This is a genomic window from Citrobacter amalonaticus (assembly GCF_001559075.2).
Taxonomy (GTDB): Bacteria; Pseudomonadota; Gammaproteobacteria; order Enterobacterales; family Enterobacteriaceae; genus Citrobacter_A; species Citrobacter_A amalonaticus_F.
This window is the reverse complement of the sequence record NZ_CP014015.2, coordinates 4,505,464-4,521,079: the sequence shown is the minus strand read 5'-3', so window position 1 is coordinate 4,521,079 and position 15,616 is coordinate 4,505,464. Positions and strand designations below refer to the sequence as shown.

Genomic DNA, 15,616 nt, shown 5'->3' with positions numbered 1-15,616 from the left:
AATTCCGGCATGTGTGAGCAAAATATTTCTATCCCTTTGAAAATCCTTACTTTCCGTGTGGCGTCTTTACGTAAAAGTGTGAGCAAGAAGGCACGAATTGCCTGGAGACTACAGCAACAGGTAACCTTCATGGCGCAACAACCACTCTTTCCGCTGCACGCCGCCGGCGTAACCGGTCATGGTGCCGTTTCGTCCGATGACGCGATGGCAGGGCACCACAATGCTGATTGGATTCGAACCGTTCGCCGCGCCAACCGCTCGTGCCGCGCCTGGGCGTCCCAGCTGCTCAGCCAACTGACCGTAGTGCATCACCTGACCACAAGGAATGGTTCGCAATGTTTGCCAGACTTCCCGCTGAAAAGGGGTGCCGCCGGTGGCGGTGGGCAACGCATCGATCGCGCTGAGGTTACCGGCAAAATAGTCGGCAAGTTTGTCGCACAGACCACCAGGATTGGTTGCACTGATGCGGGTATAACCTTCGACGCGGTAATGAATATCCAGCAGTTGCACCATGCGTTCGCTGTACTGTTCCCACTCGATAGCGCGAAGCCTGAACTGCTCATCGCAAATTACCCAAAGTGGACCCAGCGGGGTCATCATTTTCTCTTCCAGTAGTGTCAGCATCGGTTGCCTCGTTGGCATGCAGTCGGTGGGGCGTCAACGTATCATGGTCACTGCCAGCAGTGCTATACCCCTGATTTGGGATAAAAAAATAGAGCCTGTCGACATCCGCCAGACTCTACAGTACACACAGCAGTTTATCCTTCATGTGTTCCCGTTATTATTCCGTGTGGCGGGTAATGTCTTATAGCAAGAACTGTTTACTGAAGCCAGCCATCATGGGTGATTGATTTCACGAAAATCTAAGTTAAATCAAACGGATTTAAGAATCACTCAATTTGAGTTAATCACGAATGAAATCGCATGGGCTTAGTGCATCATGGCTTTATGACACCCTGATGTTTACTGGAAGCATCTGTAAACCGTTGTCGCCCTCCTGGGGGACGGCTATGATAGTGCCTGTCTTTAAAAAGCGGGAGGACACAGCATGAACCTTGACGACAAATCGTTATTTCTTGACGCCATGGAGGATGTTCAGCCGCTGAAACGTTGCGCCGACGTATACTGGCAGCCCGTGCGCAATGCGCGGACCCCGCAGCGTATTGATACACTCCAGCTTGATAATTTTCTCACCACCGGCTTTCTGGAGATCGTCCCGCTGACGCAACCGCTGGAGTATCGCCGGGAAGGGCTGCAGCAGGGCGTGCTCGATAAGCTGCGCACGGGGAAATACAGCCAGCAGGCGAGCCTCAATCTGTTGCGTCAGCCGGTGGAAGCCTGCCGTCAACAACTGTTCAGTTTTCTTCTCCAGTCGTTACAGGATGGACTGCGTAACGTGCTGATCATTCACGGTAAGGGGCGAGACGATAACTCACATGCCAACATCGTGCGCAGCTATCTGGCACGCTGGTTGACCGAATTCGACGACGTTCAGGCCTACTGCGTGGCGCTGCCGCATCATGGCGGCAGCGGGGCGTGCTATGTGGCGTTGCGCAAATCCGCGCAGGCGAAGCAGGAAAACTGGGAACGTCACGCCAAGCGCAGCCGTTAATGCAGTAAAAGCGACAACTCCTGCGCGGCTTTCTGCAGCTCGGGCAGTACGCGGCTGCGCAACTCGTCCGCCGTCACCTGTCCGGCATGTACGCCCACGTTAAGCGCCGCCAGCACCTGACCCTGGCTGTTCATCAGCGGCACGGCAATGGACCGCAATCCCATCTCCAGTTCCTGATCGTTTAGCGCATAACCCTGGTGCCGCACTTGCTTCAGTTCGGCGCGCAGGGCGGGGACGGAATCCACGGTCTGCGAGGTGTAACGGATCATGGTGATGCGCCCGAGCATGTCGTTCAGTTTGTCCTCGGAAAGATGACTGAGCAAAACGCGTCCCATTGAGGTGGACCACGCGGGCAGCCGACTGCCGATGTCCAGATCGATGGTCATAATGCGTGAGCTGGAGGCGCGGGCGATATACAAAATATCGTCACCGTCGAGGGTGGCGATGGAACAGGATTCATTGAGCATTTCGCTCAGATGTTTCAGAACCGGTTGAGTGGCGCGAGCCAGCGGAGTGGAGGCCAGATAGGCATGGCCCAGCGCCAGGATCCGCGGGCGTAGTTCGAAATTTTTCCCATCTTCGGCATAGACGAAACCCAGTTTTCCCAGCGTATACAGACAGCGTCTGACCGCCGCGCGCGGGATCCCGGTTTTCTGGCTAATCTGCGATATCGACATCACCCGCCGCTGCGGCGTGAACGCCTGAATCACCTCCAGCCCGCGTGCCAGCGACGCCATATAGTTTGGATCGCCCTTGAACGGATCGGTCTCATTGTTCAGTCGGTCATCAGGATGTTTTTCCACTGTTTTCCTCTCGTTGTTCGCCACGGATCACATTCTTCGTACAAACATAAACGATGTTCGATTATCGCACCATATTTCGATTATCGCCCTTGCCTGACTTCGTTAAGTGGGTCACATTTTGTGCGAACAACGCAAAAATGTGCGAAATCCGCACCACAAGGAGCGAGCTGATGATTGATAAAAGTGTGCCTTCGCTGGAGGAGGCCATCGCCGGGATCCCGGACGGCGCCACCATCATGATTGGTGGTTTTGGTACTGCCGGACAACCCACCACATTGATCGATGCGCTCATCGCGCAGGGCGCTCGCGACCTTACCATCATCAATAACAATGCGGGCAACGGTGAAGTCGGTCTGGCCGCGCTGTTGAAGGCCAGACGCGTACGCAAAATGATCTGCTCTTTTCCGCGTCAGGTGGATTCACAGATTTTCGATGCCCTGTATCGCCGTGGCGAGGTTGAACTGGAGCTGGTACCCCAGGGGAATCTGGCGGCGCGCATTCAGGCGGCCGGGGCTGGCCTGGGGGCTATCTATACGCCAACAGGCTTCGGTACGCCGCTGGCTGAAGGCAAAGAAACCCGCCACATCGAAGGGAAAAACTATGTGCTCGAATACCCGATTAGCGCTGATTTTGCCCTGATAAAGGCACATCAGGCCGATCGCTGGGGAAATCTGGTGTACCGCAAAGCGGCGCGTAATTTTGGCCCGATCATGGCAACCGCCGCGCAAACCACGGTGGTGGAGGTGAATCAGATTGTCCCTCTCGGCGAACTTGATCCCGAGCACGTCATCACGCCGGGGATTTTTGTCCAGCGCGTGTTTTCTCTGGAAAACCTCACCCATGCAGCGCTGCGCGCCTAAGGAGTCAACGATGAAGACATTATCCCGTGACGACATGGCCAAACGCGTGGCGCAGGATATCCCGGAAGGGGCATATGTCAATCTGGGGATCGGTTTGCCAACCCGTATTGCGAACTACCTGCCAGCGGAAAAAGAGATTTTCCTGCACAGTGAAAATGGCCTGCTCGGGATGGGGCCAAAACCGGCGGAAGGGGAAGAAGATCCGGAGCTGATTAATGCCGGGAAAGAGTACGTCACGCTGTTGCAGGGCGGTTGCTATTTCCACCACGGCGACTCCTTCGCCATGATGCGCGGCGGGCATCTGGATATCTGCGTGTTGGGGGCGTATCAGGTCTCGGCCTCCGGGGATCTCGCTAACTGGAGCACCGGCGCGCCGGACGCCATTCCCGCCGTGGGCGGCGCGATGGATCTGGCGATCGGCGCGCGTCAGGTATTTGTAATGATGGACCATCTGACCCGCGACGGCGAATGCAAACTGGTTGAACACTGTACTTATCCCTTAACCGGCATGGGCTGCGTCAGTCGCATCTATACCGACCTGGCGGTGATCGACATTACCGATTCGGGCCCGGTTGTCCGGGAAATTTTCAACGGTCTGTCTTTTGAGGAGCTGCAACGTCTGACGCCGGTGACTCTGAGCTGTGAACCGCTGGCGCAAAGCGCATAAGGAACTATGATGAATCAGGCATTTATCTGTGATGCAGTGCGCACGCCGTTTGGTCGATTCGGCGGAACGCTGGCGAACGTCAGGGCTGACGATCTGGCCGCTATTCCACTGAAGGCGCTGCTTGAACGCAACCCTGGCCTCGATCCCGCGTTGATCGATGACGTGATTTACGGCTGTGCGAATCAGGCGGGAGAAGATAACCGCAACGTGGCGCGAATGGCGCTGCTGCTGGCCGGGTTGCCGGAAAGCGTTCCGGGCAGTACGGTAAACCGGCTGTGTGGTTCCAGCCTCGATGCCATTGGTATTGCCGCGAGAGCGATTAAAAGCGGCGAAACACAACTGATGATCGCCGGTGGCGTGGAGAGCATGTCACGTGCGCCGTTTGTGATGGGCAAAGCGGAAAATGCCTTCAGCCGCAACATGAAAATCGAAGACACCACGATTGGCTGGCGCTTTATCAACGCGCAAATGAAAGCACGCTATGGTGTGGATTCTATGCCGGAAACGGCAGAAAACGTGGCGCAGGAGTTTGGCATAACGCGCGCCGATCAGGATGCGTTTGCGCTGCGCAGCCAGTTGCGCACCGCTGCCGCTCAGGAACAGGGGCTGTTCGCGCAAGAGTTAATTTCAGTGACAGTGTCACAAAAAAGAGGCGAGCCGCTGATTTTTGGCGAAGATGAACATCCGCGTGCGACATCGCTGGAGGCGCTCGCCAGGCTGAAAGGCGTCGTCCGTCCTGACGGTACGGTGTCGGCGGGCAATGCGTCTGGCGTTAACGACGGTGCCTGTGCGCTGCTCATCGCCAGCGAGCAGGCGATGGCGCAGCAAAGTCTACAACCGCTGGCGCGGATTGTCGGCGTGGCAACGGCTGGCGTCGCCCCGCGAATTATGGGGTTTGGCCCGGCGCCAGCGGTTCGCAAAGTACTGGCGCAGACGGGTTTAACGCTTGGTCAGATGGATGTTATCGAGCTTAACGAAGCGTTTGCCGCGCAGGCGCTGGCGGTGATGCGTGATTTGGGGTTACCCGATGATGCCGCGCAGGTGAATCCTAACGGCGGTGCGATCGCCCTCGGTCACCCGTTGGGGGCATCGGGCGGGCGTCTGGCGATGACCGCCGCTTACCAGCTACAGCGTACCGGCGGACGCTATGCGCTCTGTACCATGTGCATTGGCGTCGGTCAGGGGATCGCATTGATTATTGAACGCGTGTAAGGAGCAGGAATGACCTTGCTAACCCCGTTGATGCGCGGAACGGCGCTCACGGCAGAATTTTCAGACATATCGCTTCTTCAGAGGATGCTCGATTTTGAGGCCGCGCTTGCCCGCGCGCAGGCTGCCTGCGGCGTGATACCGGCAACGGCTGTCGGGCCTATCACCCAGGCCTGTCGCGCGCAGGAGTTTGATCGGCAGGCGCTGGCGGAATCGGCGCGGGCGGCGGGCAATCTGGCCATTCCGCTGGTGAAACACTTAACCGCGCGGGTGAAGAGCGAGGATCCTGACGCCGCACGTTACGTACACTGGGGGGCAACCAGCCAGGATGTGATCGATACCGGGCTGGTCCTGCAACTGCGAGCGGCGCTCAATCACACGCAACGTGCGCTGGAGCAATTGACTGCGGCCTTTGCTCAGCAGGCGCATCGCTATCAGCATACCGTCATGCCGGGTCGCACCTGGATGCAGCAGGCGCTGCCGGTGACCTGGGGACTGAAACTGGCCGGTACGCTTGATGCGCTGCTGCGCTGGCAGGAACGCCTGCAACCTCTGCTGTCGCGTGTACTGGTGCTGCAGTTTGGCGGCGCGGCGGGAACGCTGGCGTCACTCGGGCAGAACGCTCTACCGGTGGCAGAGCGACTCGCGCAGGAACTGGCGCTGACGCTGCCGGATACGCCCTGGCATACCCAGCGCGATCGGCTGCTGGAAGTGGGGGCATGGTACGCCGGTGTTGGCGGTACTCTCGGCAAGTTTGCTCAGGACTTCGCGCTGTTGATGCAGACCGAAGTGGCGGAAGTGAGCGAACCCGTCGTCGCGGGTCGGGGCGGATCGTCGGCGATGCCGCACAAGCGAAATCCGGTGAGCTGCGCGGCGATCCTCACTGCCATGCAGAAAACGCCAGGACTGATGGCCACACTCTACAGCAGTCAGTTACAGCAGCATGAACGCGCGCTCGGCGGCTGGCAGGCAGAATGGGAAGTCCTGCCGGAGATCGTCATGCTGGTCGGGCATGCCATCGAGGAAACCCAACAGCTCGTCCTGAATATGCAGGTCTTCCCGCAAAAGATGCGTGACAACCTGGATATCACTCACGGCCTGATGATGGCGGAATCGGTCACTCTGGCTTTGGCGGCATTTATCGGCAAACAGGATGCCCATCATCTGATTGAAGGGCTGTGCCATCGCGCGGTGGCAAGCGGTCATTCCCTGCATTCGGTACTCGTTAAGGAGCCGCAGGTGATGGCCCATCTTAATGAATCACAACTGGCGGCGTTACTGGACCCAGGCACGGCAACGGGCTGCGCGGCGCAATTTGTGCAACGCGTGCTTGCACGTTATGAGGAACAACAGCATGGAACTGAATTACCAGATTGATGGCCCGGACGACGCGCCGGTGGTGGTGCTATCCAACTCTCTGGGCACGACGCTGGCGATGTGGGCGCCACAGCTTGCGGTGCTGAGCGCGCAATATCGGGTGCTGCGCTATGACACCCACGGGCATGGCGCGACGAACAATGCGGGGCCAACCGATCTCGCCCGGCTGGGGCAGGATGTGATTGCGTTGCTCGACCACCTGGATATCCCGGCAGCGCATTTTTGCGGGATCTCGATGGGGGGACTCACCGGACTGTGGCTGGCCTGTCATCAGCCGCAGCGACTGCTGAGCGTAACGGTGATAAACAGCGCCGCGCGTATAGGCGACGAGGCGGGCTGGCGCGCCCGCGCGCAAAGCGTTCGTCAGAATGGACTGCGCGATATTGCCGTCAGCGCTCCGGAACGCTGGTTCAGCCCTGCTTTTCGTCAGTCGGCACCGCAAACGGTCGCCGCATTGTGTGAGGCACTCGCTGCGTCGTCAGCCGAAGGGTACGCCGCCTGCTGTGAAGCGCTGGCAACGGCCGATTTGCGTGAGCAGATTGCCGGGATTACACGACCGACGCTGTTGATTGCCGGTGAAAATGATCCCGTCACCACCGTGGCCGACGCTCAGTTTATGCACCAGCGTATTGTCGGTTCTGTACTGACCGTGGTGAAGGCGTCCCATTTATCCACTATTGAAGCGCCGGGTGCGGTGAACGCGGCGTTGTTATCGTTTCTGGGAGGACAACATGCAGGATGAAGAACGCTATCAGCAGGGAATGGCCGTACGCAGGGCGGTTCTGGGCGATGCGCATGTTGACAGGACGGTGCAAAACCTGACGCCGCTGAATGAAGACTTTCAGCAGTTTATTACCCGTTATGCCTGGGGCGATATCTGGAGTCGCCCCGGACTGGATCGGCATACGCGCAGTATGATAACCATTGCGATGCTGATTGCGCTGAACCGCGAGGCGGAGCTAAAAATGCATCTCAATGCCGCGTTCAACAACGGCGTGACGCGTGAGGAGTTGAAAGAGCTGATCATGCATTCGGCACTTTATTGCGGTCTGCCCGCCGCCAATGCGACGTTGCATCTGGCGCAGCAAGTGTTCGACCAGCGCGACGCCGACGGGAAGTAAATCAGGTTCCCCGACGACGGTACGCGCCGTCGGGGCATCGTTTCTCAGGCGGCCAGTACCCGGTTTCTGCCATCGTTTTTGGCCCGGTAGAGCGCGGCATCCACCCGTTTAAACAGTTCATCGATACTTTCGTTCGGTTCGCGGTGGGCGACGCCAATACTCACGGTAAAGCGCGGCAGGCCGGGAAGGCCGATTTTCGCTACCGATGCGCGTATGGATTCGGCTAACTGCAACGCGGTCTCCAGCGGAGTGCGCGGTAACAACAGGACAAACTCCTCGCCGCCCCAGCGAAACACTAAATCCCCTTTGCGTGCACAGGACTCCAGGTTTCGAGCCAGCTCGCAGAGAACTTCATCGCCTTTCAGATGACCATACAGGTCATTAATGCTTTTAAACCGATCGGTATCAATGAGCAGCAGACTGTAATCCTGGGCCAGGGTGAGATGCTGCATCTGCCCCTGTTCGGTCAGTTGATAGAACTGGCGGCGATTGAGTAATCCGGTCAGAGCGTCATGCAGGGCGGCGCGCTCCAGTTCCTGTTCGAGACGTTTCTGTTCGGTAATATCGTGAATGATGCACAACATCAGTCTGTCGCCGTAGATTTCAATCGGCCCGGCATAGGTTTGCACATGACGGGTGGTGCCATCGGCAATTTTATGGACAAAATTTAACGGCTTATGCCCGCCCGGCAGTCGCGCGATCTCATGCATAACGGGCAGAACCTGGCGACCCAACATATTGATTTCCCAGGTGTGCTTTTGGCACATCGCTTCCAGGCTGTAGCCGTAGAAATTGAGTGCCGCCAGGTTGGCGTCGACAATCAGGCCATCTCTTGACGGATCGATCAGCAGCATAGGGGCGGAGTTAGTGAGAAAAAATCGGGCATAGAATCCCTGCTTTTTACGCTGATAAGTGGCGGACCGGCTGGCTTTCAACCCCTGTACCGCCGGGATATCAATGCCTTCAAACAGAATCACTTCACCGGTTCCTGGCAGATCGTTAATCGACAACCGACAGGTGAGTGCAGCCTGATGATTCTCACGAGGCACCGTCAGAATCTCGACAATATCCCGCTGGCGACGAAGATCGGTAATATAGTTCGGCAATGTATTCTGCGCATGGGTGGAATACACCCCTTTACGCAGTTGGCTGAAGGTGTACCCCTGCATCACCTCTCTGGCGATACGATTGGCAAAAACTAATTCTTCGGTACAGGGGGAGACGATCCAGACCGGCAGTGTTAATAAATCCAGTGCATTCAGGTTGTGTGCAATCATCAGTAATCCTGTTATTTTTATTAATTATTGTGCAACCATGCGAATATCGTTTTTTATAGTGTGATAGAACGTTGTTGCGGTAAACAGGAAACAACGTTCAGCTGTTTAATGAGGCTATCCCTTTGTAATAGTGTTGGTATTTGCTGCGCTGGTATGGGTTGCGCATATAAAAAGCCTTGCAGTACGCCACAGCCCATCTGCGTCAGAAGTCGCTCTTGTTCTGGCGTTTCGATCCCTTCCGCGACGACGCGTAAATTCATAGAGTGGGCAATATCAATAATCGTCGAGACAATTTTGCTGCTCTTGTTGTTCTCATTGATATCTTTAATAAAGATACGATCGATCTTCAGTTCCCGGGCCGGGAGGGATTTCAACATTAGCATGTTTGAATATCCGGTTCCGAAATCATCAATAGAAACCGTGATCCCGGCAGTCGAGAAAGCATTAAGGATCTCGATGCTCCGCCCGAGATTTTTCAGCGCGGCACTTTCGGTTATTTCCAGCGTTAACCGTGACGGCGGGATCTGATAGCGGGCAAGCGCGCTACAGACGATATCAACAATATCATGCTGTTCAAACTGTGTGGGAGAAAGGTTAACCGCGAGCGACCAGTCGGTATGCCCTTGCTGGGTCCACTGACAGAGCTGTGAGCAGGCCTGCTGAATCACCCATTTCCCGACCGAAAGCATGAGGCCCGTATCTTCAAGCGTGGCAAGAAACGCGCCAGGCAGCAGTAACCCGTGTTCCGGATGCCGCCAGCGCAGTAGCGCCTCGAAGCCGGTCAGCGTGTGATCGCTGGCGGTGTATTTGGGCTGATACCACAACTCGAATTCATTACGCGCCAGTGCCTGGGACAGGCCCTGTAAGAAGGCTGGCGCAGTGGTCACAGTGGCTTCCATTTCCGGCTGGTAGATGGCCCAGCCATCCCGACCCTGTTGTTTCACATGATACATCGCGACATCCGCCTTCACGCGTAACTCATGGGTGGTGGTGCCATGTTCGGGATAGAAGCTGAGTCCGGCGCTGAGCGAAACACGAATAATATGACCTGAAAGGGAGAAAGGCATTCGCAGGGCGTTGGCAATACGGTCCATTCGCGAGGAGATGGCTTCGGTATTGTTCTCTGGCATCAACAGAATAAATTCATCGCCGCCTAAGCGGGCTAGCGTCATGGTGTCATCAAGGCAGGCGAGGATGCGTTGGCTACTGGCTATCAATAACTGGTCGCCTATATGGTGCCCCCAGGTATCATTGACGATTTTAAAGCGGTCAAGATCGATAAAGGCAACGGCAAATCGCCGCTGCTGGAGCGCCGAATCTTCCATACAGTTGAGTAAGCAGGTATCGATTTGCGCGCGGTTTGGCAGTCCTGTTAGCGCATCAAAATGACGTTGCTGCGTCAGTTGTTTGTTGAGTTGAGAGAGCGTTTCCGCCAACTGCGACGTCCGCATGTGCGAGTCCAGCATCGCGATGATTAGCATCATACCCAGCGTGACCAGCGTAATACCTGCGACGCAAACGGCGAGTTCGACCTGGCTTAAGCCCGTGTGGAGTTCGTGGTTGTGATGACTGAATGTGGCGGCGCTCATGCCGGTGTAATGCATGGCGGAGATCGCCAGGGCGACAATCAACGACGCGGCCAATCGGTTAAGCAAGGCCTGACGTGTAGTCTGGCGCGGCGTAAAAGCCAGCCGCAGGCCGAGACCGGAGGCCGCAACGGCAATAATAACGGACAGAGCAACCAGCCCCTGATTCCAGACGATAGCGCCGTGCCCAACGATCGCTGCCATCCCGATATAATGCATGGCCACCATTCCTATGCTCAGAACCGTGGTGGCGGCAAGTAGTCTGATTCGTGAAAGTGGAATACCGGAAATGGCAATGTGAATCGCCAGCGACGCCGCAATCAGGGCGATCGCAAAGGAGAGGGCGGTCAGCGGAAGATGATAGTTAAGGGGCATGCTCATTTTCATCGCCAACATTCCGATGAAGTGCATTGACCAGATCCCCATACCGAGCGTAATACCACCCGATAAGCGCCAGAATGTCGATTCTCGCCGCACAGAAATAGCCACTTTACCCGCGCTATCGAGGGAGACAAATGCAGCTATGAACGCAACAAGAAACGAGATGCCGATTAAAACCGGATCCCATGATACGTGCAACATCTGGCTTTCCATCGAATGTCTGTCGTGCAGTTAAATTTAGCAGGGATTCATCCATTCGCATGAGAAATGAAAGGACAAATACCGAAATTTTTGCCCACCTCATTAGCGTTCAAAGGCGAAAAGCGGCAAGAGCGTGACTGTGCGTACTCAAACGTTATGAAATCTAATCATTTAAGTCAGATTAAACGTTTATCAAAGAGAGTGTTGTATCGCTTAACTGTTAAGCAGTGGAATCGCTTGGGCGTGCAGGGGAAAGCGGTCTCACCTCATGATTAACGGTAAGCATAAGGCAAACTTAATTGGCATTATCCTTCTTTAAAGTAAATTCGATGGATCTCTGCGTGAAGTTCGAATAGCGAGCTGAACGTGAAGAATATATGCTTTTCTGATGCTATATAAATATGACCTGCCATATTAACCACTAACAGGTTTAAAATGTTAAAACACATTAGCGTCAGAACATTTATTATCGTATTTCTGCTATTTACCTTTAGTCTGATTAACATTGTACAAATAATGTACTCGGTCAGGCTGTCGGTTATTATTTCAATGAACGTACTTTTTTTGTTGGCGTTATTCGCATTATGGTGCTACATGACAATATATCTTGTCACGCCCATCAATACGGTAAAGAAAAGTATTGAACAGGTGACAGCGGGAAATCTCGCCGTTCATATTCCTGAATTTGGTAATAACTGCGCCGGGAGACTGATTCCGGGTATCAACAGTTTATCCGGCAGTATCGCGACGCTGGTGCGCGAGATCCGACTTTCCTCGAAAACGGCGCTGTTGTTGTCAGAGCAACTGGCCGCCCGTAGCGCTGAATTATCCGTAAAAACGGAACAACAGTCTGCCTCTTTAATCCAGACGGCTGCCAGCATGGAACAGATGGCGGCCAGCACGCGTAACAACGCTGACCACACGCGACTCGCTAATCAGCAGGCCAATAGCGCGATGCAATGCGCGTACAAAGGCAGCGAATTAATGGTTCAGGTTGCCAGCAACATGCATTCGATCACGACGTGTACACAGCAAATGACAGAAATAATTACCCTGATTGATGATATTGCGTTCCAGACCAATATTCTGGCCCTGAATGCTGCAGTCGAAGCGGCGCGCGCCGGTGAGCAAGGAAAAGGATTTTCCGTTGTGGCGACGGAGGTGCGAAATCTGGCGCACAGAAGTGCCGAAGCCGCAAAAAATATTCGGGGACTTATCGACGTCACGCATCAAAATGTACAACAAGGCGCAACGGTCGTAGGCGAAACAGAAAAGAATATGCAGGAAATCGTTCAGGGCGCAGGGCAGTTAAGTCAGTTGATGCAGGAAATATCAACCACCACGGCTGAGCAGGAAAAAGGAATAAATCAGATAACCCAGGCAATGAACGAACTGGAAAAAGTTACCCAAAGTAACGCGTTGATGGTGGATGAATTATCCGGATCGTCGGATGTGCTGAAATCGCAGGTTGTCGATCTCCAGTCGAAAACACATCAGTTCCGTTTAAGTGATTCGACAGAAGAGATTTCTACCTCAGCACACAAGCGCTACGCCCGTGGCTTTTCATGAGCCCTGGCAGCACATTGGGAGAATGAGTGGTTGCTTAACATACGTCGACGGCTAGACTAACCAGAAAAGCGCGAAGTATGGGAAGCAAAATGGAAGCCATTAAAGGGTCTCAAGTTAGTGTGCCGGATGCGGTGTTTGCCTGGTTGCTGGACGGCAAAGGCGGCGTGAAACCGCTGGAAGATGATGATGTGATCAGCCGTGAACATCCGTGCTGGCTGCATCTGAACTACACGCATCCGGACAGCGCGCAATGGCTGGCGACAACGCCGCTGCTGCCGAATAATGTCAGGGATGCGCTGGCGGGAGAAAGCCTTCGTCCACGCGTCAGCCGCCTGGGCGAAGGGACGCTTATTACGCTGCGCTGTATCAATGGCAGCACTGATGAGCGCCCGGACCAACTGGTGGCGATGCGTCTGTATATGGATGAACGGCTGATTGTCTCCACGCGTCAGCGGAAGGTGCTGGCGCTTGACGATGTCGTCAGCGATCTCCAGGAAGGCACCGGGCCTGCTGACTGCGGCGGCTGGCTGGTTGACGTATGCGATGCGCTGACCGATCACGCCAGCGAATTTATCGAACAGTTGCACGATAAAATCATCGACCTCGAAGACAATCTGCTCGATCAGCAAATCCCGCCGCGCGGCTTCCTCGCGCTATTGCGAAAACAACTGATTGTGATGCGCCGCTATATGGCGCCGCAGCGCGATGTCTATTCGCGACTGGCCAGCGAGCGTCTGGCGTGGATGACGGACGATCAGCGACGCCGGATGCAGGACATTGCCGACCGGCTGGGAAGAGGGCTGGATGAAATTGATGCCTGTATCGCCCGCACCGGCGTGATGGCGGATGAAATTGCCCAGGTGATGCAGGAGTCACTGGCAAGACGTACCTATACCATGTCATTGATGGCGATGGTTTTCCTCCCCAGCACGTTTCTGACCGGACTGTTCGGCGTCAATCTCGGCGGCATACCCGGAGGAGGATGGCAATTTGGCTTTTCACTCTTTTGTATTCTGTTAGTGGTTCTGATTGGTGGTGTTACTTTATGGTTGCATCGTAGTAAATGGTTGTAAAAACGGGTGTTTTAAGAGATTTCTCTGCCTAAAAACGGTGTTAAGATTGAGCGAAGTCAATAAATAGCACGCCTGTTCGGGGCAATATCACTCTTGCAGGTGAATGCAACGTCAAGCGATGGGCGTTGCGCTCCATATTGTCTTACTTCCTTTTTTGAATTACTGCATAGCACAATTGATTCGTACGACGCCGACTTAAATAAGTCGGCTTTTTTTTGTCTGCCTGTTTTCAGCGACTACCCTAAGAAGGGAGTCCACGACAGACCGGAGGCAACTATGTATCAATTGTTAACTCTGCACGATCGGACGATTCATTTCTCTGATTCTGTGCCAACTGAACCCATTCCCATCCCTGACCCGATTCCTCGTCCGCAGCCGATGCCGGATCCGCCGCCGGATGAAGAGCCGATTAAAATGTCGCATCGCACGCGCAGATCTGCGAGGATACGCGCCTGCCGACTGTGAGTCGTTTACCGTGAGATTAAATTGTGACTGCTTTTGCTACCCTGAATGTGTTACCCGCCGCCCAGCTCGAGAATCTGAACGAGTTGGGGTATCTGTCCATGACCCCCGTCCAGGCGGCGGCGCTGCCAGCGATCCTTGCCGGGCAGGATGTTCGGGTGCAGGCGAAAACCGGCAGCGGTAAGACGGCAGCATTTGGTCTCGGCTTGTTACAGCATATTGATGTCGCCCTGTTTCAGACGCAGTCGCTGGTTCTTTGCCCGACGCGAGAACTGGCGGATCAGGTGGCCGGTGAACTGCGTCGTCTGGCGCGTTTCTTACCGAATACCAAAATCCTGACGCTTTGCGGTGGCCAACCCTTCGGAGCGCAGCGCGATTCTCTTCAGCATGCGCCGCATATTATCGTCGCCACACCCGGTCGTTTGCTCGACCACCTGCAAAAGGGCACCGTTTCGCTGGACGCGCTGACCACTCTGGTGATGGACGAAGCTGACCGGATGCTGGATATGGGGTTCAGTGAGGCAATCGACGAGGTGATCCGTTTCGCGCCCGCGTCGCGTCAGACGCTGCTGTTTTCTGCCACCTGGCCGGAAGCGATTGCGGCAATCAGCGGTCGCGTGCAGCGTAATCCGCTCTCTATCGAAATTGATGCGGTGGATGCGCTCCCCGCCATCGAACAGCAATTCTTTGAAACCTCTGCGCACGGTAAGATTCCGCTGTTGCAAACGCTGCTCAGTCAGCATCAGCCAGCTTCCTGCGTGGTGTTCTGTAATACCAAAAAGGATTGTCAGGCGGTGTGCGATGCACTCAATGAGGCCGGGCAAAGTGCGCTGGCGCTTCATGGCGATCTGGAACAGCGTGACCGCGATCAGACGCTGGTGCGTTTTGCCAACGGCAGCGCGCGGGTGTTGGTGGCGACTGACGTTGCGGCACGCGGGCTCGATATTAAATCGCTGGAGCTGGTGGTGAATTTCGAACTGGCGTGGGACCCGGAGGTTCACGTTCACCGGATTGGCCGTACCGCGCGTGCCGGGAACAGCGGTCTGGCTATCAGTTTTTGTGCTCCGGAAGAGGCGCAGCGGGCGAATATTCTCTCTGAAATGCTGCAGATCACCCTTAACTGGGTCCCTGCGCCAACGCAACGCAGCGTAGCGCCGCTGGTCGCTGAAATGGCGACGTTGTGCATCGACGGCGGCAAGAAAGCCAAAATGCGTCCAGGCGATGTGCTGGGGGCGTTAACCGGAGATATTGGTCTGGATGGCGCGGACATTGGCAAAATTGCCGTGCATCCGGCACATGTCTATGTGGCGGTCCGTCAGTCGGTCGCGCATAAGGCGTGGAAACAACTGCAGAACGGGAAGATTAAAGGTAAAACCTGTCGGGTTCGTTTGCTGAAATAAACCCGTGTTGGGCCGGAG

The 15,616-nt window shown here is 55.3% G+C and carries 15 protein-coding genes; 11 read left to right on the top strand and 4 right to left on the bottom strand.

Annotated features, from left to right (window positions below; all coding sequences use genetic code 11):
* Positions 1-108 precede the first annotated feature (108 nt).
* Positions 109-624: a methylated-DNA--[protein]-cysteine S-methyltransferase gene (gene ogt / locus AL479_RS21795; RefSeq protein WP_061077639.1), complete on the bottom strand. Its 516-nt coding sequence runs from the start codon at positions 622-624 to the stop codon at positions 109-111.
* Positions 625-1,048: 424 nt separating this feature from the next.
* Here ogt and smrA point away from each other — a divergent pair, with 424 nt between their 5' ends.
* Positions 1,049-1,612 (top strand): DNA endonuclease SmrA, encoded by a 564-nt coding sequence (smrA, locus tag AL479_RS21790; protein ID WP_061077638.1) that lies wholly within the window; start codon positions 1,049-1,051, stop codon positions 1,610-1,612.
* Here smrA and AL479_RS21785 read toward each other — a convergent pair.
* On the bottom strand, positions 1,609-2,415 hold the full coding sequence (locus tag AL479_RS21785; protein ID WP_061077637.1) for an IclR family transcriptional regulator domain-containing protein: 807 nt from the start codon (positions 2,413-2,415) through the stop codon (positions 1,609-1,611). The two genes, smrA and AL479_RS21785, sit on opposite strands and share 4 nt — an antisense overlap.
* A 170-nt stretch (positions 2,416-2,585) precedes the next feature.
* On the opposite strand from AL479_RS21785, the gene AL479_RS21780 reads away from it, so the two are divergent.
* From AL479_RS21780 to pcaC, 6 genes are read left to right on the top strand one after another with little or no spacing between them, the layout of a single operon-like run.
* A complete protein-coding gene (locus AL479_RS21780; protein ID WP_061077636.1) occupies positions 2,586-3,275 on the top strand; it encodes a 3-oxoacid CoA-transferase subunit A in 690 nt (229 codons plus the stop codon).
* Positions 3,276-3,285: 10 nt separating this feature from the next.
* Positions 3,286-3,942: a 3-oxoacid CoA-transferase subunit B gene (locus tag AL479_RS21775; protein WP_061077635.1), complete on the top strand. Its 657-nt coding sequence runs from the start codon at positions 3,286-3,288 to the stop codon at positions 3,940-3,942.
* Between the two features lie 9 nt (positions 3,943-3,951).
* Positions 3,952-5,154 (top strand): 3-oxoadipyl-CoA thiolase, encoded by a 1,203-nt coding sequence (gene pcaF / locus AL479_RS21770; protein WP_061077634.1) that lies wholly within the window; start codon positions 3,952-3,954, stop codon positions 5,152-5,154.
* Positions 5,155-5,163: 9 nt separating this feature from the next.
* Positions 5,164-6,528, top strand: a complete 1,365-nt coding sequence (locus tag AL479_RS21765; RefSeq protein ID WP_061077633.1) for a 3-carboxy-cis,cis-muconate cycloisomerase — start codon at positions 5,164-5,166, stop codon at positions 6,526-6,528.
* Positions 6,506-7,270, top strand: coding sequence for a 3-oxoadipate enol-lactonase (gene pcaD, locus AL479_RS21760; protein WP_061077632.1), 765 nt, complete (start codon positions 6,506-6,508; stop codon positions 7,268-7,270). The genes AL479_RS21765 and pcaD overlap by 23 nt, the downstream gene beginning before the upstream one ends.
* Positions 7,260-7,649, top strand: coding sequence for a 4-carboxymuconolactone decarboxylase (gene pcaC, locus AL479_RS21755; RefSeq protein ID WP_061077631.1), 390 nt, complete (start codon positions 7,260-7,262; stop codon positions 7,647-7,649). The genes pcaD and pcaC overlap by 11 nt, the downstream gene beginning before the upstream one ends.
* Positions 7,650-7,693: 44 nt before the next feature.
* On the opposite strand, the gene AL479_RS21750 is transcribed toward pcaC, so the two are convergent.
* Together AL479_RS21750 and AL479_RS21745 are read right to left on the bottom strand one after the other, a co-directional pair.
* Complete coding sequence (locus tag AL479_RS21750) at positions 7,694-8,926, bottom strand: sensor domain-containing diguanylate cyclase (RefSeq protein WP_061077630.1); 1,233 nt, start codon at positions 8,924-8,926, stop codon at positions 7,694-7,696.
* Between the two features lie 53 nt (positions 8,927-8,979).
* A complete protein-coding gene (locus tag AL479_RS21745; protein WP_061077629.1) occupies positions 8,980-11,094 on the bottom strand; it encodes a putative bifunctional diguanylate cyclase/phosphodiesterase in 2,115 nt (704 codons plus the stop codon).
* Between the two features lie 435 nt (positions 11,095-11,529).
* Here AL479_RS21745 and AL479_RS21740 point away from each other — a divergent pair, with 435 nt between their 5' ends.
* From AL479_RS21740 to dbpA, 4 genes are all read left to right on the top strand, one after another.
* Complete coding sequence (locus AL479_RS21740) at positions 11,530-12,663, top strand: methyl-accepting chemotaxis protein (protein ID WP_061077628.1); 1,134 nt, start codon at positions 11,530-11,532, stop codon at positions 12,661-12,663.
* 89 nt (positions 12,664-12,752) lie between these two features.
* On the top strand, positions 12,753-13,736 hold the full coding sequence (gene zntB, locus AL479_RS21735) for a zinc transporter ZntB (RefSeq protein ID WP_061077627.1): 984 nt from the start codon (positions 12,753-12,755) through the stop codon (positions 13,734-13,736).
* Between the two features lie 276 nt (positions 13,737-14,012).
* Positions 14,013-14,201: a hypothetical protein gene (locus tag AL479_RS24110; protein ID WP_071887678.1), complete on the top strand. Its 189-nt coding sequence runs from the start codon at positions 14,013-14,015 to the stop codon at positions 14,199-14,201.
* A 23-nt stretch (positions 14,202-14,224) separates the two neighbouring features.
* Positions 14,225-15,598, top strand: coding sequence for an ATP-dependent RNA helicase DbpA (dbpA, locus tag AL479_RS21725; protein WP_061077626.1), 1,374 nt, complete (start codon positions 14,225-14,227; stop codon positions 15,596-15,598).
* The last annotated feature ends 18 nt before the right edge of the window (positions 15,599-15,616 follow it).

What these genes read in the sequence shown, in the direction of transcription:
- ogt (WP_061077639.1), bottom strand. Translation starts at nt 624, where the DNA reads ATGCTGACACTACTGGAAGAGAAAATGATGACCCCGCTGGGTCCACTT.
- smrA (WP_061077638.1), top strand. Translation starts at nt 1,049, where the DNA reads ATGAACCTTGACGACAAATCGTTATTTCTTGACGCCATGGAGGATGTT.
- AL479_RS21780 (WP_061077636.1), top strand. Translation starts at nt 2,586, where the DNA reads ATGATTGATAAAAGTGTGCCTTCGCTGGAGGAGGCCATCGCCGGGATC.
- AL479_RS21775 (WP_061077635.1), top strand. Translation starts at nt 3,286, where the DNA reads ATGAAGACATTATCCCGTGACGACATGGCCAAACGCGTGGCGCAGGAT.
- pcaF (WP_061077634.1), top strand. Translation starts at nt 3,952, where the DNA reads ATGAATCAGGCATTTATCTGTGATGCAGTGCGCACGCCGTTTGGTCGA.
- AL479_RS21765 (WP_061077633.1), top strand. Translation starts at nt 5,164, where the DNA reads ATGACCTTGCTAACCCCGTTGATGCGCGGAACGGCGCTCACGGCAGAA.
- pcaD (WP_061077632.1), top strand. Translation starts at nt 6,506, where the DNA reads ATGGAACTGAATTACCAGATTGATGGCCCGGACGACGCGCCGGTGGTG.
- pcaC (WP_061077631.1), top strand. Translation starts at nt 7,260, where the DNA reads ATGCAGGATGAAGAACGCTATCAGCAGGGAATGGCCGTACGCAGGGCG.
- AL479_RS21750 (WP_061077630.1), bottom strand. Translation starts at nt 8,926, where the DNA reads ATGATTGCACACAACCTGAATGCACTGGATTTATTAACACTGCCGGTC.
- AL479_RS21745 (WP_061077629.1), bottom strand. Translation starts at nt 11,094, where the DNA reads ATGTTGCACGTATCATGGGATCCGGTTTTAATCGGCATCTCGTTTCTT.
- AL479_RS21740 (WP_061077628.1), top strand. Translation starts at nt 11,530, where the DNA reads ATGTTAAAACACATTAGCGTCAGAACATTTATTATCGTATTTCTGCTA.
- zntB (WP_061077627.1), top strand. Translation starts at nt 12,753, where the DNA reads ATGGAAGCCATTAAAGGGTCTCAAGTTAGTGTGCCGGATGCGGTGTTT.
- AL479_RS24110 (WP_071887678.1), top strand. Translation starts at nt 14,013, where the DNA reads ATGTATCAATTGTTAACTCTGCACGATCGGACGATTCATTTCTCTGAT.